Origin of the sequence: Pseudoalteromonas ulvae UL12 (assembly GCF_014925405.1) — a bacterium.
In the GTDB taxonomy this organism is placed as follows: Bacteria; Pseudomonadota; Gammaproteobacteria; order Enterobacterales; family Alteromonadaceae; genus Pseudoalteromonas; species Pseudoalteromonas ulvae.
In genome coordinates this window covers 1-20,750 of sequence record NZ_AQHJ01000022.1, presented here as the reverse complement: position 1 = coordinate 20,750, position 20,750 = coordinate 1, and the positions used below count along the sequence as shown (strand labels likewise).

The window sequence follows — 20,750 nt, the reverse complement described above, 5'->3', positions numbered from 1 at the left end:
GATTTATTTGTATTCCGGGAAAATTTTAAAAGCGTCGGTAGAGGGCAGAATAATACTTTCTTTAAGCTTCCAGCTTTGATCCATTGGCTCAATAAACACGGTATAGCGTGACTCGGTAATACGATCCGAAAAGCCTGTAAATGCACCGAGACTATTTTTAGTCAATGTCATCTCAAAGTCATTCGCTTTTAATGTCGGGTGATAAAAAGACAGTTTTAAAGCGGTCACTTTACTTGCATCTCCTTTGGTAAATAAAAAGCTGACTAAGTCGTTATCTATCGTCAGGTCGCCGTGGAGAAATAGGGCTTTTGCTTTTTGGAACTTACTTAATTCTAGATTGATTGATTTGCCTTTTTTATAGTAATCATCAACCACCATATCAGGGCCTTTTTGCACAGAATAGACAATAAAAAAGATACAAGTGACGACGGTGATCGCAGGAATAGAAAGAATAAACCACGGCCAAAATTGTTTATACCAAGGAAGAGTTTGCATAATAGTTTCTATCTGAATGTAAGTGGGGGTATTTTACTGGAATTTGAATTAAAAACCTAAAAAAAAGCCTCCAAGGTGGAGGCTTTTTCACTTTTATTTGTCCAAGGACAAACTATAGACGTAAGCGGCAAGAATATGCACTTTATCTTCACCTAACGTATCTTTAAATGCAGGCATCACACCAGCACGGCCATTATTTAATGTTTCTTCAACTGCACGTTGAGAGCCACCATATAGCCAGATATTATCTGTTAAGTTTGGCGCACCAAATGGAAGGTTATGAGCAACAGAGCCTTTACCATCCATCCCGTGACACGCAGCACACATGGCAAACTTAGCTTGGCCTGCGTCAGCATCTTTTTGATTGACTTTACGACCCGATAAGCTCAGTACGTAAGCAGTCATTTCTTTGATACCTTGCTCACCTAACGCATCTTTCCAACCTGGCATTGCTGCAACACGACCGTGTAATAGTGTTGTTTTGATTTGGTCTGGTGCACCACCATATAACCAATCTGTATCCGTTAAGTTAGGAAAGCCAACACCGCCACGTGCATCTGAACCATGACACTGAGCACAGTTTTGCGAAAATAATCGCTGGCCGATTTCAAGTGCTTGCTCATCTTGCGCAAGATCTAAAATGTCACGCTTTGCAAATGATTCAAATAGTGGACCAAAGCGCTCTTCTGCACGTTCAATCTCTTTGTCTAATTGTACAGTTTCACCTGCAGCTTGGGCATCTAGTGTCGCTTGTTTAGATTCAGCCAAAGATTTAACACCTTGGTTTGAACTTGTCCACTTCGCCACACCTTCCCAGTTACCTAAACCTGGATAAGCTGCAAGGTAATAAACAGACCACGCAAACGTAGCGAAGAACATGTAAGTCCACCACTTCGGTAAGGGGTTGTTTAATTCTTCAATGCCATCGAACTCATGACCGCAAGACTCACCTTCTTCTACGCCTGTATAGTTTTTCAAGTTCCAAACTAATAAGCCTAGACAGATTGCGAGACATGCTAAGGTCAATACGATGACCCATATACTCCAAAAGCTAGTCATTTCTCAGACTCCTTTTCCTGATCACCAAGAGTGTTGTGATGCACTTTTTCATCTTCAAAAATAGCATTTGCAGCATCGTCAAAGCGACGTTTGCTTCTTTTGCTGTATGCCCACAACACAATCACAATAAAAAGTACCAATAAAACCAGAGTGAAAATACCTCTGAATGTTCCGTAATCCATAATTAATTACTTCAAGTGAGTACCAAGTTGCTGAAGGTAAGCAATAAGGGCTTGCATTTCTGTTTTGCCTTTTACTGCAGCTTCTGCACCGGCGATATCCTCATCGGTATATGGCACACCAAAGCCTTGAAACACTTCTAGTTTCTTGGCAATTAATTGGCCATCCAGTACATTTTTATCTAACCAAGGGTAAGCTGGCATGTTTGACTCAGGAACCACTGAACGTGGATCCATTAAATGAGCATAGTGCCAATCATCTGAGTAACGCTCACCAACACGTGCTAAGTCAGGACCAGTACGCTTAGAACCCCATTGGAATGGGTGATCCCAAACACTCTCACCAGCGACTGAGTAATGACCGTAACGTTCCACTTCATCACGAAATGGGCGAATCATTTGCGAGTGACAGTTGTAACAACCTTCACGTACATAAATGTCACGACCTTCCATTTCAAGCGCTGTGAGAGGGCGTAAGCCATCGACAGGTTTTGTGGTATCGTCTTGGAACATAAGTGGTGTAATTTCTACTAATGCGCCGAAACTAATAGCAAAGACAACTAAAATAGCCATCAAGCCAACATTTTTTTCGACGATCTCATGTTTGTTTTGTGAATTATTTTCGCTCATTCCTAACCCCTTATGCTGGTTGTACTTCAGCGTCAGCTTGAAGTGAACCTTTTTTGGCTGTCACTGTGCGATACGTGTTGTAAAGCATAATTAACATACCGGCAACGATGAATACGCCACCTACAAATCGCATGAAGTAGAAAGGTTTAGACGCTTCTAACGATTGAACGAAACTGTACATTAATGTACCGTCTGAATTGACCGCACGCCACATTAGACCTTGCATAACACCTGAAATCCACATTGCAACGATGTATAAAACAACACCTACAGTGTGTAACCAGAAGTGCGTATTAACAAGTTTGATACTATACATGCGTGATTGAGCGAATAAATTCGGGATTAGGTGATACACAGCACCAATTGACACCATTGCGACCCAACCTAGTGCACCAGAGTGTACGTGGCCAACAGTCCAGTCAGTGTAATGTGATAGTGCATTTACTGATTTAATTGCCATCATTGGCCCTTCAAAGGTAGACATACCATAGAAAGACAGTGAAACAACTAAGAAGCGCAGTACAGGGTCATTACGTAATTTGTGCCAAGCACCTGATAACGTCATGATACCATTGATCATACCACCCCAAGATGGCACAAATAAAATCACTGACATAACCATGCCTAACGACTGAGTCCAGTCAGGAAGTGCAGTGTAATGTAGATGGTGAGGACCAGCCCAAATGTATAATGAAATCAATGCCCAGAAATGAACAACTGATAAACGATATGAGTAAACTGGACGACCTGCTTGTTTTGGTACGAAGTAATACATCATACCTAAGAAACCAGCCGTTAATAAGAAGCCTACTGCATTGTGACCATACCACCACTGTACCATCGCATCAACTGCACCTGCATAAATCGAATATGATTTAGTCATAGATACAGGCACTGCCATACTGTTCACAATATGAAGCACAGCAACAGTAATGATGAAACCACCGTAGAACCAGTTCGCTACATAAATATGCGACACTTTACGTTTGATTAGCGTACCAAAGAAAACAATGGCATATGAAACCCAAACGACAGTGATTAATAAATCAATTGGCCATTCTAGTTCAGCGTATTCTTTACCACTGGTATAACCTAGCGGTAGAGTAATCGCGGCTAGAACGATCACAAGCTGCCAACCCCAGAAGGTGAAAGCGGCTAATTTGTCAGAAAAAAGACGCGTTTGACATGTACGCTGAACCACGTAATAAGACGTGGCGAATAGTGCACTAGTACCAAATGCGAATATAACAGCGTTCGTATGTAACGGACGCAGTCGAGAGTAGGTTAACCATGGTGTATCAAAGTTCAGTGCTGGCCAGACTAACTGGGCAGCAATCAGAACTCCAACAGCCATACCAACGATACCCCAAATCACTGTCATAATAGTGAATTGGCGCACAACGTTATAGTTGTACTCAGTTTGTGATGCTACTGTTTGGCTCATTTTCCGGCTTCCGCTGCAATTAACTTGCATTAAGAAATGAATTTCCCATCCAATAAAGAATGGGGCCTGCTTATTTTCAACAAGTTTGTTACCTAAAACGTTCAAAATCCTTTGAACATTCCAAAAAATAAACTCGAGAAACCCTTATTTTTGCGGGGAAATGATAAAATTTTTAGTCAAAAAAAGATAGCGTAATTGGGCAAATTTATGACTTCAATCAAATTTTTAGTGCCTAGTCGCTTTATTTTTCACCAATGTTAGATGTTTTGAACCTCTCCCTTTATACTCCCTCGCGTTATTCAATTTAGGTCAATCGATCATGCAACGTGTTTTATTCTATTTACTCAGTGGTTTGATACTTTTAGGGTGTGAACCAGCCCCAAGTAACACTGAGCAATTTTCATCTTGCCAGCCCAATCAACTTTGTAACTATAGTGGTGGAATATCACTCTCGCTAGATAAGCCTGAGGTTCATCCCGAAACTCCTTTTAATTTACTGTTAACACTTCCAGAAGACTGGCAGGTCAAAAATGCAAAAATGACAGGCGTAGAGATGTACATGGGTATGATCCCGGTTTTTTTTGAACAGAATGGAAATCAATGGCATGCACAAACTATGGTCGGAGCGTGCTCTTCTGCAAATATGATGTGGCAGCTAAGTATTACTCTTGAGCATCATATTCATTCATCAGACGCTGAGCTAAAAGAGGTGTTGTATTTTATCCGTGTCCCAAACCAATAAAAGCTCGCGATTTAAATTTTATTCGTTAATAATACGTTCATCTCATTGTTATTATTCTTTTTGAGATATTTTTTACCCATTTAAGGAAGAAAAAATGGAACGTTTACAACTAGTCATTATGAGCGCGTTTGTCGCTTTATTAACCGCTTGTGCGGCGTCAGGCCCGAATGTTAATTTTGATAAAAATCCCGATGTTGATATTTCAAATGCGAAAACCTTTGCTTGGTTAAAACAAACTCATGTTTTAGAAGCGCCTGCGGATTTTAATCCCATTGTAAAAGTGCGGATCGACAGTGCAATTGAACGAAACATGAAAGCAAAAGGTTACACGCTTGTCGCCAACTCTGACGACGCAGATGTAGCGATTTCTTACACTGTTGGTAGTCGCGACAAAGTGAAAGTAGATTCTTTTCCTGTTACTTACCGAGGTGGTTTCGGTTGGGGTCACCCGTACTATGGAAATCATGGCAGCATCAGTATGGGAACAGAAACAACGGTTCGAAATTACACCGAAGGCAAATTAGCAATTGATGTCTATGATGTGAAAACTAAACAACCCGCTTGGCATGGTTGGGCGACGCAAAAAATTACTAAAAGCAATACAGAAGATTTAGATTTATTGATAAATACGATAGTTGATCAAACCTTAGCTAATCTTTAAGTCAGTATTAATTGAAATATCTTGCGACTTAAAAATAGCCCTAGTAATAAAAAACCTCGTTATTGCTAACGAGGTTTTTTATTTAAAACTGAGATTTATCAACAGTTTTAAACCACTCCACGCGGTAAACGACAGTCATGATCTTTTTCAGCTAATGTGACAATCCACAATTCTTCTGCTGTATAACCTTCATCGTTACTACGAGTAATGGCAAACCCAGGTGTCGAAGCCACTACCGGTGCTTTATCATTCGCTTTTTTTGTTGTTGCTTTTGTCGCTTTTTTTGCTTTCGGCACGGCATCAGAACCAAGAGTTGCGATTAAGTCGTTTAAATCGGCCAAACGCATGTTTTTCCCACCATCGACACTGTACCATCCGGCTTTGGCTGTGATGTCAGGTTTTTTACCATTGGCTGCTTCATAAGCGGCTTCGAAAGATGCTAAAACTTCTGTTTTATCAAGAGTGCTCATCGTATATCCTATTTTTAGATACGAGGATTGTATTGAATAATTAAGTTATACCCATTTTTGCATTAATTTTCAATTTTTTGCGATTTTTTCTTTATTTTCGGGCATTTTATCTCGACAATTATGCTGTTTTGAACCGTTTTCGATGAGAGTGAGATGCATAGAAGTGAGTTAGTATCGGTATTAAATGATGTGCTTAAACCGAGTCAGATCCGAGATTTTTGCCCAAACGGATTACAAATTGAAGGTAAAGAGCATATTACAAAAATTGTAACAGGTGTGACAGCGAGTCAAGCTCTGATTGATGCTGCTATTGAGCAGCAAGCCGATGCCATTATTGTTCATCATGGGTATTTTTGGAAAAATGAAGCGTATCCGATTACGGGTATGAAAAAGCGCCGCATTTCAGCATTGCTGAATAATGATATCAACTTGTTTGCATATCATTTGCCACTTGATATCCACCCAGATCTTGGAAACAACGCTCAATTGGCTAAGTTACTTGATATCGAGTTTGAAGCGGGGCTAGAGCCGGGATCATCACCCAGTGTTGCTGTTAAAGGCCGACTACGCACCCCAATGTCCGCAGAGGACTTTGCTGATAAGATCGCTCAGGTTTTGAATCGTCCACCGCTGGTGTCAAATGTAAGAAATAAACCCATAGAAACAATTGCCTGGTGTACCGGGGGTGGGCAAGGTTATATTGATTTAGCCGCAGAGCAGGGGATAGATGCCTTTTTAACTGGTGAAGCATCTGAGCAGACTATGCATAGCTCTATCGAACAAAATATCGATTTCTTCGCAGCGGGGCATCATGCGACAGAGCGTTACGGTATTAAAGCATTGGGAGAGTATTTGGCGAAGCAATATGGATTAGCCGTTCAGTTTATTGATATTGATAATCCTGTGTGAGCCACTGAACTTTAAACTGAGATTACCAACTTATAGTTTACGATTAAGGTGCGCAAAATAATTGGGCACCTTAATCTAGCTATTCATTTGCCGAGCTTAACTCGTTTTTATCTAAAACATTCAACTAAAAAAGATCAACAGATCCCAGTAATATCAATGCTGCTAGCTGATTGAGTATCGCTGTTTATTAACGCTTGTTTTGCTTACAAGTGTTTAGAAAATGTCGATACACAGGGTTGTCTTTCATATTTTTCTTCATGGCTAAATACATTGGCCTTGTTAAGCCCAGTGCCCCCAAAGGAATTGATTTTATTAACCCTTGGCTTTCGTATGGTGTCACGAGCCAATCTGGTAGAGCGGCAACACCCATCCCTGCGCTGACTAATTGAAAAATAAGCAGTCCTTGGTCGACGGTCTTTAGATTCCCATCGTAGCGGGCATTTTGAATAAAATGCTTGAAGATGTCTTGGCGCTCTTTCGGGATAGGGTAGGAAATAATCGTTTCGTCTTTTAAATCAAGGGCTGTTACGTACGCTTTTTTTGCAAGCGGATGATCCGGTGAAACAATTAATTTCAATTTAAAGTCAAAAAGGTGTGCGTACTCTAGTTTATCGGGCTCTCGTGTATCTGAAGTTAAGACCAAATCTAATTCATCATTGAGTAAATCTGGGATGGCGTCGTAGCTGAATCCTCGTTCATAATCGACTTTGATGTCAGGCCAGAAGTTATTGAATTCTTTTATCGTTGGCAGTAACCAATGGAAGCAAGCATGGCATTCGACACTTAAGCGCAATTGAGAAATCGGCTGATTTAAGCTTTCTTTCAATCTGCATTTGGTGGCTTCCACTTTAGGCAGGACTTCATTGGCTAATTCTAATAACAACATACCTTGGGGCGTGAAGCGCACTGGATGGGTCTTTCGTTCAAATAATTGACAGTCTAACTTATTCTCTAAATCTTTAATTTGATGAGACAGTGCCGATTGAGTCAAAAACAATTCACGCGCAGTATTAACTAAAGAACCCGTGTCTTTCAGCGTGGCAATGGTTTTCAGGTGTTTAATGTCTATCATCTTTAATAATTCTCATGTTTAGGGTGAGAGAACGTTAGTTAATCTCTATCATACTGGCTTAATTTGGATGTTTCAACATCTGGATGGCTGTTTGTTGCGTTCTCAATATTCGCTATCAACAATAATGCAACAAAAGACAGCGTTGTCATAGTTATTTTTCACTTTGAATCGTTTGATACGATTTCTATTTACATATTAAAAGTGAATTTACTTCATTGAAGATGAAGTTCGTTGAAGTAAATTAGGTATGTAATTGTTTGTTTTTTGGTCTGTTGCGCTTTTTTGCATTAATGCTTAATTAATGATCATTTTACATATGCAGATATTGACCTTGGCATATTGCCTTCGAGGAAAAAATAAGACACAGGCAAATATTGAAAACACTCAAGCAGGCGGTCTGAAATCTTTACGCACAGACTATAAAGTAGGTTTGTGATGCCGTAACGAGCACATATAGATGTATGTCCAAACTGAAGTTGTTCTTTATATTCAATAGGGAAGCATGGGCTGATAGCTCAATTGATCTGTATGACTCATTTTATAGATGTTTATACGAAAAGAGACACTTTGTTTAAAAACACAGCACTTAACCTGCTACTCGGCGTTTTTTTGTTTATAACTCGTTAAATAGTGATAAAAGGAAACACTAAAATTAACACATCACCATTTGGATGCAGGAACTAAGAATGAACTTGATTGTAAAACTAGTGCTGGGAATTATCGCTGGCTTCTTAATTGGGATGTATGCGCCCACACTGATGGTTGAAGTGATTTATACCGCTAAAGTGCTTATTGGTGAGTTAATTGGCTTTACTATTCCACTCATTATTTTGTTTTTTATTACATCAGGAATCGCAAGTTTACCGCAAAATTCAGGTTCGTTATTAGGCAAGACTGTTGGTTTTGCTTATGGTTCGACCCTTATTGCTGGAACATTAGCGTATTTAATCGCCAGTTTACTCATTCCAAGTCTAGGTGGTCAGTTGAGTTTTGATAGTCAATCAGCCGCAGAAGTCCACGCATTACTCTCTGTCGAGATCCCACCATTAATGGGGGTGATGACAGCTTTAGTGACTGCTTTTGTATTTGGTATTGCTATTAGTAATCGTGGTTTAGATAATTTGAAAGTTATTTCTGACCAAGGTCGTGATGTAATAGATGCATTATTATCTAAGGTTATTATTCCTGCATTACCTTTTTATATTGCCGGTGTGTTTGCTGAAATGACCGTAGCAGGCACTGTCTTTGATACACTCAAAACATTTGCCTTAGTCCTAGTAATGGCATTGACGCTGCACTGGTTATGGCTAACCGTATTATATGTTGCGACAGGTATAGCCCTGAAACGTAATCCATTAGAGCTTATTAAAAATATGCTACCTGCGTATTTTACTGCATTGGGCACGATGTCGAGCGCGGCCACTATTCCTGTGTCATTACAATCGAGTAAAAACAATCAAGTTAAAGAACCGATTGCTAATTTCTGTGTGCCTTTATGTGCCACTATCCATTTATCAGGTTCCACGATTACCATAGTAACTTGTGCGACGGCCGTGATGTTTTTGTCGCCTGATTTAGCGTTACCAACCCTAGCTGGTATGTTGCCGTTTATTTTTATGTTGGGTGTGGTCATGATTGCAGCACCAGGCGCGCCAGGTGGTGCGGTGATGTCGGCGTTGGGTTTATTAACGACTATGCTCGGGTTTAATGAAGCGGCTATTGCATTAATGATTGCGTTATATTTAGCACAAGATAGTTTTGGGACTGCGTGTAACGTAACGGGCGATGGTATTATTGCCCTATGGGTTGATAAATTTTCACAATCAAAATAGTCAGTTACTCGCATATATTAAATTGTTTATAGTGATAGCGTTTGTAGCTAAATATGGTATCTTGATCACGGCTTAATTGTGATCTTTTAATGACTGCATTTGTAAATGAGGAACCTGCTTTGATTAACGTACTTTTAGTTGATGACCATGAGCTGGTAAGAACCGGTATAAAGCGTATATTGGACGATGTTCGTGGCTTTAAAGTAGTCGGTGAAGCCAAAACCGGAGAAGAAGCGGTTACATTTTGTCGTCAGAATCACCCAGATATCGTCTTGATGGACATGAATATGCCAGGCATGGGTGGTCTTGAAGCGACTAAAAAGATTTGTCGTTATTGCCCCGATGTCAAAGTTATTGTGCTGACGGTACATTGTGAAGATCCTTTTCCGAGTAAAGTGATGCAAATTGGAGCGCATGGCTACCTCACCAAATCAGGTGGACATGACGAAATGGTCAATGCGATTCGCGCTGTGAATTCCGGTCAGCGTTATATTGCCCCTGAAATTGCCCAGCAGATTGCGTTGGCACAATTTAGCGGACGCAGTGATGAAAATCCTTTTCAAAGCTTATCTGACCGTGAATTACAAATTATGTTGATGATTACACGTGGTGAAAAGGTACAAAATATTGCAGATCAACTAAATTTGAGTTCTAAAACTGTGAATAGCTATCGCTATAGAATGTTTGAAAAACTTGGCATTGGTGGAGATGTAGAATTAACGCATTTAGCGATTCGTCACAAAATGATTGAAATTGACACCGAATAGCGCTCCTTTGTCTAGCAACTTTATCCCAGCAGAGTTTTTAAAAACGTTATCGAGTGAACCAGGTGTGTACCGGATGCTCGATAGCGATCAACAAGTTATTTATGTTGGTAAAGCGAAAAACTTAAAAAAACGAGTCAGTAGCTACTTTCGTGCCAATATCCCAGAAAGTAAAACCCGTGCGTTAGTGAAAAACATTACTAATATTGAAATCACGTTAACCAATACCGAAACCGAAGCACTATTGCTTGAAAATAACCTCATCAAGCAATATATGCCGCGCTACAATATATTGTTACGTGATGATAAGTCTTATCCATATATTTTAGTCACCGATCATAAACATCCCCGCATTGCGTTTCATCGTGGTGCGCGTAAACAAAAGGGTGATTATTTTGGCCCTTTTCCAAGCTCGGGCGCGGTTTCTGAAAGCTTACGCTTAATGCAAAAAATCTTTCCGGTGAGGCAATGTGAAGATGCCTATTACAGAGCGCGGTCTCGACCTTGTTTACAATATCAATTAAAACGCTGCTCAGCTCCGTGTGTGAATAAAGTCTCTGATAGCGACTATCAGCAAGAAGTTAACTTTGTGAAGTTATTTTTAAGTGGAAAATCTTCACAAGTGATTGCTGCATTGGTCGAAAAAATGGAACTCGCCAGTGGTGAGTTGAACTTTGAATTAGCGGCCAAAATAAGAGACCAAATACTGTTACTGCGTAAAATGCAAGAACAGCAATCGGTGAGTGGTAACTTTGCTGAAATGGATGTCATTGGTTTCCAATCTTTAAATGGTCTAACAGCTATTCACTTATTGATGATCCGTGATCACAAAATTTTAGGCAGTAATACTTTTTATCCTAAAATCCCTAAAAATTCGGAACACACCGAAGTATTGTCTTCTTTTTTAGCCCAGTATTATTTATCAGTGGGCCGAACGAGCCGGATTCCAAAAGAATTAGTTTTGCCATTTACTTGTGACGAAGTGTCAGTACTTAGCGAGGCACTGACCCAGATCGCCGAGAAAAAGGTCGAACTGAAAGTTGTGCAACGCGGTGAACGCGCGAAGTATTTAGAGCTAGCCAATAAAAATGCTTTAAACAGTATTATCACAAAACAAAGTGCGCAAGATTCAATTAATAAGCGTTTTGCCGCTTTAAAACATGCGCTCAACCTTGATGATATCCAACGAATGGAGTGTTTTGATATTAGCCACACGATGGGTGAAAACACTGTGGCTTCATGCGTTGTTTTTGATAGTCAGGGACCAAACAAAAAAGAATACCGTCGCTTCAATGTTGAAGGGATAACCGGCGGTGATGATTACGCCGCGATGGCATTTGCGCTAAAAAAACGTTATGGCAAGATGACCGATATTAATAAAGTTCCAGATGTGATTTTTATCGATGGCGGCAAAGGGCAGCTTTCACAAGCTGAGCAATTTTTTGCGAATTGGACTCTCGACAAACTACCACTACTTGTCGGCGTTGCAAAAGGTGTGAGTCGAAAAGCAGGCCTTGAAACCTTATTAGTTGACGCAGGTCGAAAAACGATTAACCTCAGTGCGGATTCAATTGCCTTGCATTTGATTCAACATATTCGTGATGAATCACATCGTTTTGCGATTGCTGGTCATCGAAATAAACGCCAGAAACAACGTACACAATCACTTTTAGAAGAAATACCAGGAGTAGGACAAAAAAGACGTCAAGCCATGTTAAAATACCTTGGTGGCATGCAAGGTGTTCTTGATGCAAGTGCCAAGCAGTTAGAAAAAGTACCCGGGGTCAGCGTTGAGTTGGCTGAAAAGATATTTAATCATTTGCATGACAAAAGCTAACGCTTCATGCGAAGATAACCAAAAAGATACCCTCTAGTAGTTATGTGGAATATTCCAAATACCCTTACAGCCTTTAGACTTGCCTTAATCCCCGTTTTTATGGCGATTTTCTATCTACCTTACACATGGGCATTTTTTGCTGCAGCCTTTGTATTTTGGCTTGCGTCAGTAACCGATATTCTTGATGGTTATTTAGCAAGAAAACTTAAGCAATCAACGCCATTTGGTGCCTTTTTAGATCCTGTCGCTGACAAAGTAATGGTCAGTGTTGCGCTCGTTATTCTTGTTGAACATTATCAAAGCTTGTATGTCACCATTCCTGCAATGGTGATTATTAGTCGCGAAATTGTGATCTCTGCTTTACGGGAATGGATGGCCGAGCAAGGTAAACGCGGAAATGTGGCTGTGTCTCAATTAGGTAAGATAAAAACAGCTGCACAAATGTTAGCGATTATTGGTTTGATTTGGCAATTTGAAACTTGGATGACTCAACTTAGCTTTGCGCTACTATACATTGCAACGTTGCTAACCTTTTGGTCTATGGTGCAATATTTGTCAGCAGCATGGTCAGAATTACAAAAAAGCAGTTATTAAACGTTCAATTAAACAGCGCTTTAGATAAAAAATAAGCAAACAGTTCAAAAGTGACATTTTTTGTATTGACGATAAAGATAATCTCTGTAGAATTCGTCCTCGTTGAAAGGCACTAGCTCAACAACAAAGTTAGGGGTAAGCACCTAGGTCACCAAACCATCAGCTTACAATGATGCGGCACTAGCTCAGTTGGTAGAGCGCAACCTTGCCAAGGTTGAGGTCACGAGTTCGAGCCTCGTGTGCCGCTCCAAATTAAATAAATATGGCGGAATGGCAGAGTGGCCATGCAGCGGATTGCAAATCCGTCCACCTCGGTTCGACTCCGGGTTCCGCCTCCATTTATTAGATTTCACATCACGAAAGTGACCCGTTGCCCGGGTGGTGAAATCGGTAGACACAAGGGATTTAAAATCCCTCGACTAACAAGTCGTGCCGGTTCAAGTCCGGCCCCGGGCACCATCTCTTAATGAGTGAAATAACAATTTAGCAATACCGAAATTATTATGCGGCACTAGCTCAGTTGGTAGAGCGCAACCTTGCCAAGGTTGAGGTCACGAGTTCGAGCCTCGTGTGCCGCTCCAATAATTTAATCACATTCGCGAAAGCAACCCGATGCCCGGGTGGTGAAATCGGTAGACACAAGGGATTTAAAATCCCTCGACTAACAAGTCGTGCCGGTTCAAGTCCGGCCCCGGGCACCATTATGTGAAAAAGCTAATACATACCGAAGAATTAATATGATGCGGCACTAGCTCAGTTGGTAGAGCGCAACCTTGCCAAGGTTGAGGTCACGAGTTCGAGCCTCGTGTGCCGCTCCAATAATTTAATCACATTCGCGAAAGCAACCCGATGCCCGGGTGGTGAAATCGGTAGACACAAGGGATTTAAAATCCCTCGACTAACAAGTCGTGCCGGTTCAAGTCCGGCCCCGGGCACCATTATGTGAAAAAGCTAATACATACCGAAGAATTAATATGATGCGGCACTAGCTCAGTTGGTAGAGCGCAACCTTGCCAAGGTTGAGGTCACGAGTTCGAGCCTCGTGTGCCGCTCCATATTAATTTTTAATCACAGTGCGTAAGCACAACCCGATGCCCGGGTGGTGAAATCGGTAGACACAAGGGATTTAAAATCCCTCGACTAACAAGTCGTGCCGGTTCAAGTCCGGCCCCGGGCACCATTATGTGAAAAAGCTAATACATACCGAAGAATTAATATGATGCGGCACTAGCTCAGTTGGTAGAGCGCAACCTTGCCAAGGTTGAGGTCACGAGTTCGAGCCTCGTGTGCCGCTCCATATTAATTTTTAATCACAGTGCGTAAGCACAACCCGATGCCCGGGTGGTGAAATCGGTAGACACAAGGGATTTAAAATCCCTCGACTAACAAGTCGTGCCGGTTCAAGTCCGGCCCCGGGCACCATTATGTGAAAAAGCTAATACATACCGAAGAATTAATATGATGCGGCACTAGCTCAGTTGGTAGAGCGCAACCTTGCCAAGGTTGAGGTCACGAGTTCGAGCCTCGTGTGCCGCTCCAAATTAAATAAATATGGCGGAATGGCAGAGTGGCCATGCAGCGGATTGCAAATCCGTCCACCTCGGTTCGACTCCGGGTTCCGCCTCCATTTATTAGATTTCACATCACGAAAGTGACCCGTTGCCCGGGTGGTGAAATCGGTAGACACAAGGGATTTAAAATCCCTCGACTAACAAGTCGTGCCGGTTCAAGTCCGGCCCCGGGCACCATTATGTGAAAAAGCTAATACATACCGAAGAATTAATATGATGCGGCACTAGCTCAGTTGGTAGAGCGCAACCTTGCCAAGGTTGAGGTCACGAGTTCGAGCCTCGTGTGCCGCTCCAAATTAAAATAAATTCGGCGGAATGGCAGAGTGGCCATGCAGCGGATTGCAAATCCGTCCACCTCGGTTCGACTCCGGGTTCCGCCTCCATTTATTTTCACTTTAGCGAAAGCAGCCCGATGCCCGGGTGGTGAAATCGGTAGACACAAGGGATTTAAAATCCCTCGACTAACAAGTCGTGCCGGTTCAAGTCCGGCCCCGGGCACCATATAATTAGATATCAACATACCGAATTTTTATGCGGCACTAGCTCAGTTGGTAGAGCGCAACCTTGCCAAGGTTGAGGTCACGAGTTCGAGCCTCGTGTGCCGCTCCATATTGATTTTTAATCACAGTGCGTAAGCACAACCCGATGCCCGGGTGGTGAAATCGGTAGACACAAGGGATTTAAAATCCCTCGACTAACAAGTCGTGCCGGTTCAAGTCCGGCCCCGGGCACCATATAATTAGATATCAACATACCGAATTTTTATGCGGCACTAGCTCAGTTGGTAGAGCGCAACCTTGCCAAGGTTGAGGTCACGAGTTCGAGCCTCGTGTGCCGCTCCATATTGATTTTTAATCACAGTGCGTAAGCACAACCCGATGCCCGGGTGGTGAAATCGGTAGACACAAGGGATTTAAAATCCCTCGACTAACAAGTCGTGCCGGTTCAAGTCCGGCCCCGGGCACCATATAATTAGATATCAACATACCGAATTTTTATGCGGCACTAGCTCAGTTGGTAGAGCGCAACCTTGCCAAGGTTGAGGTCACGAGTTCGAGCCTCGTGTGCCGCTCCATATTGATTTTTAATCACAGTGCGTAAGCACAACCCGATGCCCGGGTGGTGAAATCGGTAGACACAAGGGATTTAAAATCCCTCGACTAACAAGTCGTGCCGGTTCAAGTCCGGCCCCGGGCACCATATAATTAGATATCAACATACCGAATTTTTATGCGGCACTAGCTCAGTTGGTAGAGCGCAACCTTGCCAAGGTTGAGGTCACGAGTTCGAGCCTCGTGTGCCGCTCCATATTGATTTTTAATCACAGTGCGTAAGCACAACCCGATGCCCGGGTGGTGAAATCGGTAGACACAAGGGATTTAAAATCCCTCGACTAACAAGTCGTGCCGGTTCAAGTCCGGCCCCGGGCACCATATAATTAGATATCAACATACCGAATTTTTATGCGGCACTAGCTCAGTTGGTAGAGCGCAACCTTGCCAAGGTTGAGGTCACGAGTTCGAGCCTCGTGTGCCGCTCCATATTGATTTTTAATCACAGTGCGTAAGCACAACCCGATGCCCGGGTGGTGAAATCGGTAGACACAAGGGATTTAAAATCCCTCGACTAACAAGTCGTGCCGGTTCAAGTCCGGCCCCGGGCACCATATAATTAGATATCAACATACCGAATTTTTATGCGGCACTAGCTCAGTTGGTAGAGCGCAACCTTGCCAAGGTTGAGGTCACGAGTTCGAGCCTCGTGTGCCGCTCCATATTGATTTTTAATCACAGTGCGTAAGCACAACCCGATGCCCGGGTGGTGAAATCGGTAGACACAAGGGATTTAAAATCCCTCGACTAACAAGTCGTGCCGGTTCAAGTCCGGCCCCGGGCACCATATAATTAGATATCAACATACCGAATTTTTATGCGGCACTAGCTCAGTTGGTAGAGCGCAACCTTGCCAAGGTTGAGGTCACGAGTTCGAGCCTCGTGTGCCGCTCCATATTGATTTTTAATCACAGTGCGTAAGCACAACCCGATGCCCGGGTGGTGAAATCGGTAGACACAAGGGATTTAAAATCCCTCGACTAACAAGTCGTGCCGGTTCAAGTCCGGCCCCGGGCACCATCTCTAAAATCATTTTAAATTCATTCTTTTCATTGATTTATAAATAGAATAACACACCCCTGTATTCTAATTTTATGCTACGGAAAATATGAAATTCATCTTAGTCTTCATTATTGCGACGTTATTTGTTGGTTGATCTCTATTTAATTTTAATGATCGTTATAATGGAAGATGTTGGGAAAAAGTGATTTTGGCTCCTAGTGCGGGAGATAACAGTTCTGTATTATCCGAAGCGCTTGAACATAATTTATCGACATCTAATAAAATAGAAGTTATTACGCCTGTTATGTTGCCTTTTTTATTAGCTGAGCATAATTTAGTTGATATTTACCAGCAAAATCACACTAAAGCTGTCTTTGAGTTAGCAAAGAGAATGAATGCTCAAGGTGTTATTCTAAGTACCGCAGAAGGGATTGAGCCAACAAGGAGAGAACTCCAAGCGTCCGTACAATTATCAGCACAACTATTGATGTTGAATCGAAAGCTATTGTGATGAGCTCTAAAATTGCTGATAGCTCTATGTTTAGTAATGTTAGAGATCTTATTGCTTTCAATGCTAGTAAACTGATGTCTGATTTAGATAAGGCATTTATCAAACTTAACGCTATCCAGTAGATAAAGAGACACCATGGCGTGTATGCCATGGTGTCTATTACTTACCAAATGTCTTTGGGGATCTGTTTATCAAGAGTCGGATGCTTACTTCGGTCAAATGTCGGGATTTTCCCTTCTTTTAATTGGCTTAAATAATCACGACTTAACCATAGTACGATGCTCGAGAGCATAAATAGTGCAATGATGTTAACAATGGCCATAAAGCCCATTGAAATATCGGCCAATGTCCACACTAAACCAAGCTCACTCATTGCACCAAACATCACCATTGCCAATACTAATACTCTAAAAATGATCATCCCCTTAGCATGATTATGTTCAAGAAACATCAAGTTAGTTTCCGCATATGAATAGTTTGCAACGATAGAAGTAAATGCAAAGAATAAAATAGCAATCGCGATAAAATAAGCACCCCATGAGCCTACTTGTGATTCAAGTGCTGCTTGTGTTAGTGCAATACCAGTAAGCCCTGAATTAGCTTCTAGCTGACCAGACAAAAGAATAATAGCGGCAGTGGCTGTACAAATAACGATGGTATCGACAAATACACCGAGCATTTGCACATAACCTTGTGATGCTGGGTGGGGTGGATTAGGTGTCGCTGTTGCTGCGGCATTGGCTGCGCTACCCATTCCAGCCTCATTAGAAAATAAACCACGTTTAATCCCCTGAATCATTGCTTGCATGATCCCATAGCCTATCGCCCCAGCCCCGGCTTGCTCTATACCAAATGCACTGTTGATGATCATCATAAATACATCAGGTAATGCCTGGTAGTTTATGATGACAATATACAAGGCAATTAGTAAATATAACCCAGCCATCGCAGGGACGACCGCTTCAGCAAAACGAGAAATTGTCTTGATACCGCCAAAAATAATCACTGCGGTACCAATCACAAGTGCTATACCAACATAATGTTTTGGCAGATCAAAAGCGACTTCAAATGCAGCTGCAATCGAATTGGACTGCACGGCATTGAATACCAACCCAAAAGCTAAAATAAGGCACAGAGAAAAAATGACACCCATCCAGCGTTTACCCAATCCAATTTCCATATAATAGGCAGGGCCACCACGAAAGTTACCCTCATCATCCCTAGTTTTATAAACCTGTGCCAAGGTGCTTTCTGCGAAACTTGTTGCCATGCCGATCAAGGCAATCACCCACATCCAGAAAATCGCGCCAGGGCCACCAAGATAAAGTGCCACAGCAACACCGGCCATATTACCAGTACCAACACGCGCAGCTAACGAAGTACAAAATGCCTGAAAAGATGAAATGCCATCGCCACAGCCTTGACGGCTATTGAACATGACCTTGAACATATGAGGGAATTGAGTGATTTGAATGAAGTTCAAACGAACCGTGAAATATAAGCCGGCTGTGACAAGTAAATAAACTAGTACATGGCTCCAGAGTAAATTACTGAGTCCATTAATCAGTTCAGTCATATATATACCTTATATAAATAGTAAGCGTACAAAAAAGTGCCGCGTAATCTATCATAGATAGACCTCTGAGTTTAATGAGTTCTTATTATCTAACGATAATCAATACGAATCACTTACCTTATCCACAGATTTTTGTGAGTAACTTGGTTGTAACCTGTATCTATCCATGTATGTTGAAAATACTTCAAAAAATGTAAAAATAACCCTTGCCAAAAAAGTTCGCCGCTCTATAATGCGACCCCACTGAGACGGCAGACAGCAACGCTTAGCGAGGCGAAGGTCGAATCAGAGAGTTAAATAAAACTTAGTTTGGTTTTGAAAGAAATTTAAAATTAAGTGTTGACTTGAAAGGTGAAATGTTTATTATGGCGCTCCACTTCGCAGCAAGCTCCTAGAGTTGGCGCTGCAACGTTCTTTAACAATATAAAGCAATCATCTGTGTGGGCACTCGTACAGGTTGAGTTCTAACAGCTACGTTACTTCGGTAATGAAGCAAAAAATTTAGAGTCTCAATAATGAATGAGTGACTATACAGTCAATTTGATTTCACTTTCTCTTTTTATTAAGAGTTGTGGAAACAAAAATCAGAATTCATTGAGCAGTCGAAAGACTAAAAACTTTTAATTGAAGAGTTTGATCATGGCTCAGATTGAACGCTGGCGGCAGGCCTAACACATGCAAGTCGAGCGGTAACATTTCTAGCTTGCTAGAAGATGACGAGCGGCGGACGGGTGAGTAATGCTTGGGAACATGCCTTTAGGTGGGGGACAACAGTTGGAAACGACTGCTAATACCGCATGATGTCTACGGACCAAAGGGGGCTTCGGCTCTCGCCCTTAGATTAGCCCAAGTGGGATTAGCTAGTTGGTGAGGTAAAGGCTCACCAAGGCGACGATCCCTAGCTGGTTTGAGAGGATGATCAGCCACACTGGAACTGAGACACGGTCCAGACTCCTACGGGAGGCAGCAGTGGGGAATATTGCACAATGGGCGCAAGCCTGATGCAGCCATGCCGCGTGTGTGAAGAAGGCCTTCGGGTTGTAAAGCACTTTCAGTAAGGAGGAAAGGTTAGTAGTTAATACCTGCTAGCTGTGACGTTACTTACAGAAGAAGTACCGGCTAACTCCGTGCCAGCAGCCGCGGTAATACGGAGGGTGCGAGCGTTAATCGGAATTACTGGGCGTAAAGCGTACGCAGGCGGTTGATTAAGCGAGATGTGAAAGCCCCGGGCTCAACCTGGGAACTGCATTTCGAACTGGTCAACTAGAGTGTGATAGAGGGTGGTAGAATTTCAGGTGTAGCGGTGAAATGCGTAGAGATCTGAAGGAATACCGATGGCGAAGGCAGCCACCTGGGTCAACACTGACGCTCATGTACGAAAGCGTGGGGAGCAAACAGGATTAGATACCCTGGTAGTCCACGCCGTAAACGATGTCTACTAGAAGCTGGGGTCCTCGGACAACTTTTTCAAAGCTAACGCATTAAGTAGACCGCCTGGGGAGTACGGCCGCAAGGTTAAAACTCAAATGAATTGACGGGGGCCCGCACAAGCGGTGGAGCATGTGGTTTAATTCGATGCAACGCGAAGAACCTTACCTACACTTGACATCCAGAGAAATCGCTAGAGATAGCTTTGTGCCTTCGGGAACTCTGAGACAGGTGCTGCATGGCTGTCGTCAGCTCGTGTTGTGAGATGTTGGGTTAAGTCCCGCAACGAGCGCAACCCCTATCCTTAGTTGCCAGCGAGTAATGTCGGGAACTCTAAGGAGACTGCCGGTGATAAACCGGAGGAAGGTGGGGACGACGTCAAGTCATCATGGCCCTTACGTGTAGGGCTACACACGTGCTACAATGGCAGGTACAGAGGGCAGCAAGCTAGCGATAGTGAGCGAATCCCTTAAAGCTTGTCGTAGTCCGGATTGGAGTCTGCAACTCGACTCCATGAAGTCGGAATCGCTAGTAATCGCAAATCAGAATGTTGCGGTGAATACGTTCCCGGGCCTTGTACACACCGCCCGTCACACCATGGGAGTGGGTTGCACCAGAAGTAGCTAGCTTAACCTTCGGGAGGGCGGTTACCACGGTGTGATTCATGACTGGGGTGAAGTCGTAACAAGGTAGCCCTAGGGGAACCTGGGGCTGGATCACCTCCTTATCACGATTTAGAACTGATTTGTTCGTAGTGTCCACACAGATGATTGTTAGTTAGTACTTAGTGCTAATTAATATTGCTCTTTAAAAATTTGGAAAGCTGATAAAAAAATTCTAATGAATGTTCTTCGGAATGTTT

16 protein-coding genes, 31 tRNA genes and 1 rRNA gene are annotated in these 20,750 nt (G+C 42.5%); 40 read left to right on the top strand and 8 right to left on the bottom strand.

Going from position 1 to position 20,750, the window contains the following annotated elements; translation table 11 throughout:
* Positions 1-3 precede the first annotated feature (3 nt).
* The 5 genes from PULV_RS02280 to ccoN all read right to left on the bottom strand — a co-directional run bounded on the left by PULV_RS02280 (position 4) and on the right by ccoN (position 3,807).
* Positions 4-495, bottom strand: a complete 492-nt coding sequence (locus PULV_RS02280) for a FixH family protein (RefSeq protein WP_193330830.1) — start codon at positions 493-495, stop codon at positions 4-6.
* Between the two features lie 93 nt (positions 496-588).
* Positions 589-1,554 carry a cytochrome-c oxidase, cbb3-type subunit III gene (ccoP, locus tag PULV_RS02275; RefSeq protein ID WP_193330829.1) on the bottom strand — a complete coding sequence of 322 codons (966 nt, stop codon included), beginning with the start codon at positions 1,552-1,554 and terminating at the stop codon, positions 589-591.
* The gene (locus PULV_RS02270) at positions 1,551-1,736 is read right to left on the bottom strand and encodes a cbb3-type cytochrome oxidase subunit 3 (protein ID WP_086743091.1); all 186 of its coding nucleotides are present in this window, start codon (positions 1,734-1,736) and stop codon (positions 1,551-1,553) included. Before PULV_RS02270 ends, ccoP begins: the two co-directional genes overlap by 4 nt.
* Before the next feature lie 6 nt (positions 1,737-1,742).
* The gene (gene ccoO, locus PULV_RS02265) at positions 1,743-2,363 is read right to left on the bottom strand and encodes a cytochrome-c oxidase, cbb3-type subunit II (RefSeq protein ID WP_193330828.1); all 621 of its coding nucleotides are present in this window, start codon (positions 2,361-2,363) and stop codon (positions 1,743-1,745) included.
* Positions 2,364-2,373: 10 nt separating this feature from the next.
* Positions 2,374-3,807: a cytochrome-c oxidase, cbb3-type subunit I gene (gene ccoN, locus PULV_RS02260; protein ID WP_193330827.1), complete on the bottom strand. Its 1,434-nt coding sequence runs from the start codon at positions 3,805-3,807 to the stop codon at positions 2,374-2,376.
* A 319-nt stretch (positions 3,808-4,126) separates the two neighbouring features.
* On the opposite strand from ccoN, the gene PULV_RS02255 reads away from it, so the two are divergent.
* Complete coding sequence (locus tag PULV_RS02255) at positions 4,127-4,549, top strand: hypothetical protein (protein ID WP_086743094.1); 423 nt, start codon at positions 4,127-4,129, stop codon at positions 4,547-4,549.
* A gap of 94 nt (positions 4,550-4,643) precedes the next feature.
* On the top strand, positions 4,644-5,210 hold the full coding sequence (locus PULV_RS02250) for a DUF4136 domain-containing protein (RefSeq protein WP_193330826.1): 567 nt from the start codon (positions 4,644-4,646) through the stop codon (positions 5,208-5,210).
* Positions 5,211-5,317: 107 nt separating this feature from the next.
* Here PULV_RS02250 and PULV_RS02245 read toward each other — a convergent pair whose 3' ends face one another.
* Positions 5,318-5,680, bottom strand: coding sequence for a hypothetical protein (locus tag PULV_RS02245; protein ID WP_086743096.1), 363 nt, complete (start codon positions 5,678-5,680; stop codon positions 5,318-5,320).
* Positions 5,681-5,833: 153 nt separating this feature from the next.
* Here PULV_RS02245 and PULV_RS02240 point away from each other — a divergent pair, with 153 nt between their 5' ends.
* A complete protein-coding gene (locus PULV_RS02240; RefSeq protein ID WP_193330825.1) occupies positions 5,834-6,589 on the top strand; it encodes a Nif3-like dinuclear metal center hexameric protein in 756 nt (251 codons plus the stop codon).
* Positions 6,590-6,776: 187 nt separating this feature from the next.
* On the opposite strand, the gene PULV_RS02235 is transcribed toward PULV_RS02240, so the two are convergent.
* Positions 6,777-7,661, bottom strand: coding sequence for a LysR substrate-binding domain-containing protein (locus PULV_RS02235; protein ID WP_086743098.1), 885 nt, complete (start codon positions 7,659-7,661; stop codon positions 6,777-6,779).
* 686 nt (positions 7,662-8,347) lie between these two features.
* Here PULV_RS02235 and PULV_RS02230 point away from each other — a divergent pair.
* The 36 genes from PULV_RS02230 to PULV_RS02055 all read left to right on the top strand — a co-directional run bounded on the left by PULV_RS02230 (position 8,348) and on the right by PULV_RS02055 (position 16,884).
* Entirely contained in the window at positions 8,348-9,493 is a 1,146-nt protein-coding gene (locus PULV_RS02230) for a dicarboxylate/amino acid:cation symporter (protein WP_193330824.1), read from the top strand.
* Between the two features lie 119 nt (positions 9,494-9,612).
* Entirely contained in the window at positions 9,613-10,260 is a 648-nt protein-coding gene (uvrY, locus tag PULV_RS02225) for a UvrY/SirA/GacA family response regulator transcription factor (protein WP_086743224.1), read from the top strand.
* Positions 10,247-12,094, top strand: a complete 1,848-nt coding sequence (gene uvrC, locus PULV_RS02220) for an excinuclease ABC subunit UvrC (protein ID WP_227009338.1) — start codon at positions 10,247-10,249, stop codon at positions 12,092-12,094. Before uvrY ends, uvrC begins: the two co-directional genes overlap by 14 nt.
* A gap of 42 nt (positions 12,095-12,136) precedes the next feature.
* Entirely contained in the window at positions 12,137-12,688 is a 552-nt protein-coding gene (gene pgsA, locus PULV_RS02215) for a CDP-diacylglycerol--glycerol-3-phosphate 3-phosphatidyltransferase (protein WP_086743101.1), read from the top strand.
* A 174-nt stretch (positions 12,689-12,862) separates the two neighbouring features.
* A tRNA-Gly gene (locus PULV_RS02210) sits at positions 12,863-12,938 on the top strand.
* A 14-nt stretch (positions 12,939-12,952) separates the two neighbouring features.
* Positions 12,953-13,026 (top strand) — tRNA-Cys (locus PULV_RS02205).
* 34 nt (positions 13,027-13,060) lie between these two features.
* Positions 13,061-13,147, top strand: a tRNA-Leu gene (locus tag PULV_RS02200).
* Between the two features lie 46 nt (positions 13,148-13,193).
* Positions 13,194-13,269 (top strand) — tRNA-Gly (locus tag PULV_RS02195).
* A gap of 33 nt (positions 13,270-13,302) precedes the next feature.
* Positions 13,303-13,389: transfer RNA gene (locus tag PULV_RS02190), tRNA-Leu, on the top strand.
* Positions 13,390-13,430: 41 nt separating this feature from the next.
* Positions 13,431-13,506 (top strand) — tRNA-Gly (locus PULV_RS02185).
* Between the two features lie 33 nt (positions 13,507-13,539).
* Positions 13,540-13,626 (top strand) — tRNA-Leu (locus tag PULV_RS02180).
* A 41-nt stretch (positions 13,627-13,667) separates the two neighbouring features.
* Positions 13,668-13,743 (top strand) — tRNA-Gly (locus PULV_RS02175).
* 38 nt (positions 13,744-13,781) lie between these two features.
* Positions 13,782-13,868: transfer RNA gene (locus PULV_RS02170), tRNA-Leu, on the top strand.
* Positions 13,869-13,909: 41 nt separating this feature from the next.
* A tRNA-Gly gene (locus PULV_RS02165) sits at positions 13,910-13,985 on the top strand.
* Positions 13,986-14,023: 38 nt separating this feature from the next.
* Positions 14,024-14,110, top strand: a tRNA-Leu gene (locus PULV_RS02160).
* Between the two features lie 41 nt (positions 14,111-14,151).
* Positions 14,152-14,227: transfer RNA gene (locus tag PULV_RS02155), tRNA-Gly, on the top strand.
* A gap of 14 nt (positions 14,228-14,241) precedes the next feature.
* Positions 14,242-14,315 (top strand) — tRNA-Cys (locus PULV_RS02150).
* A gap of 34 nt (positions 14,316-14,349) precedes the next feature.
* A tRNA-Leu gene (locus PULV_RS02145) sits at positions 14,350-14,436 on the top strand.
* A 41-nt stretch (positions 14,437-14,477) separates the two neighbouring features.
* A tRNA-Gly gene (locus PULV_RS02140) sits at positions 14,478-14,553 on the top strand.
* Between the two features lie 15 nt (positions 14,554-14,568).
* Positions 14,569-14,642, top strand: a tRNA-Cys gene (locus tag PULV_RS02135).
* 31 nt (positions 14,643-14,673) lie between these two features.
* A tRNA-Leu gene (locus tag PULV_RS02130) sits at positions 14,674-14,760 on the top strand.
* A 32-nt stretch (positions 14,761-14,792) separates the two neighbouring features.
* Positions 14,793-14,868 (top strand) — tRNA-Gly (locus PULV_RS02125).
* Positions 14,869-14,906: 38 nt separating this feature from the next.
* Positions 14,907-14,993 (top strand) — tRNA-Leu (locus PULV_RS02120).
* Between the two features lie 32 nt (positions 14,994-15,025).
* Positions 15,026-15,101: transfer RNA gene (locus PULV_RS02115), tRNA-Gly, on the top strand.
* 38 nt (positions 15,102-15,139) lie between these two features.
* Positions 15,140-15,226, top strand: a tRNA-Leu gene (locus tag PULV_RS02110).
* A gap of 32 nt (positions 15,227-15,258) precedes the next feature.
* Positions 15,259-15,334: transfer RNA gene (locus tag PULV_RS02105), tRNA-Gly, on the top strand.
* Positions 15,335-15,372: 38 nt separating this feature from the next.
* Positions 15,373-15,459: transfer RNA gene (locus tag PULV_RS02100), tRNA-Leu, on the top strand.
* A gap of 32 nt (positions 15,460-15,491) precedes the next feature.
* Positions 15,492-15,567: transfer RNA gene (locus PULV_RS02095), tRNA-Gly, on the top strand.
* A gap of 38 nt (positions 15,568-15,605) precedes the next feature.
* Positions 15,606-15,692, top strand: a tRNA-Leu gene (locus PULV_RS02090).
* Positions 15,693-15,724: 32 nt separating this feature from the next.
* Positions 15,725-15,800: transfer RNA gene (locus PULV_RS02085), tRNA-Gly, on the top strand.
* A 38-nt stretch (positions 15,801-15,838) separates the two neighbouring features.
* Positions 15,839-15,925, top strand: a tRNA-Leu gene (locus PULV_RS02080).
* A gap of 32 nt (positions 15,926-15,957) precedes the next feature.
* Positions 15,958-16,033: transfer RNA gene (locus PULV_RS02075), tRNA-Gly, on the top strand.
* 38 nt (positions 16,034-16,071) lie between these two features.
* Positions 16,072-16,158, top strand: a tRNA-Leu gene (locus PULV_RS02070).
* A 32-nt stretch (positions 16,159-16,190) separates the two neighbouring features.
* Positions 16,191-16,266 (top strand) — tRNA-Gly (locus PULV_RS02065).
* A gap of 38 nt (positions 16,267-16,304) precedes the next feature.
* Positions 16,305-16,391, top strand: a tRNA-Leu gene (locus tag PULV_RS02060).
* Positions 16,392-16,581: 190 nt separating this feature from the next.
* Positions 16,582-16,884 carry a hypothetical protein gene (locus PULV_RS02055; protein WP_193330823.1) on the top strand — a complete coding sequence of 101 codons (303 nt, stop codon included), beginning with the start codon at positions 16,582-16,584 and terminating at the stop codon, positions 16,882-16,884.
* A gap of 163 nt (positions 16,885-17,047) precedes the next feature.
* Here PULV_RS02055 and PULV_RS02050 read toward each other — a convergent pair whose 3' ends face one another.
* Positions 17,048-18,460 (bottom strand): alanine/glycine:cation symporter family protein, encoded by a 1,413-nt coding sequence (locus PULV_RS02050; protein ID WP_193330822.1) that lies wholly within the window; start codon positions 18,458-18,460, stop codon positions 17,048-17,050.
* A gap of 621 nt (positions 18,461-19,081) precedes the next feature.
* Here PULV_RS02050 and PULV_RS02045 point away from each other — a divergent pair.
* Positions 19,082-20,615, top strand: a 16S ribosomal RNA gene (locus PULV_RS02045).
* Positions 20,616-20,750: the final 135 nt, after the last annotated feature.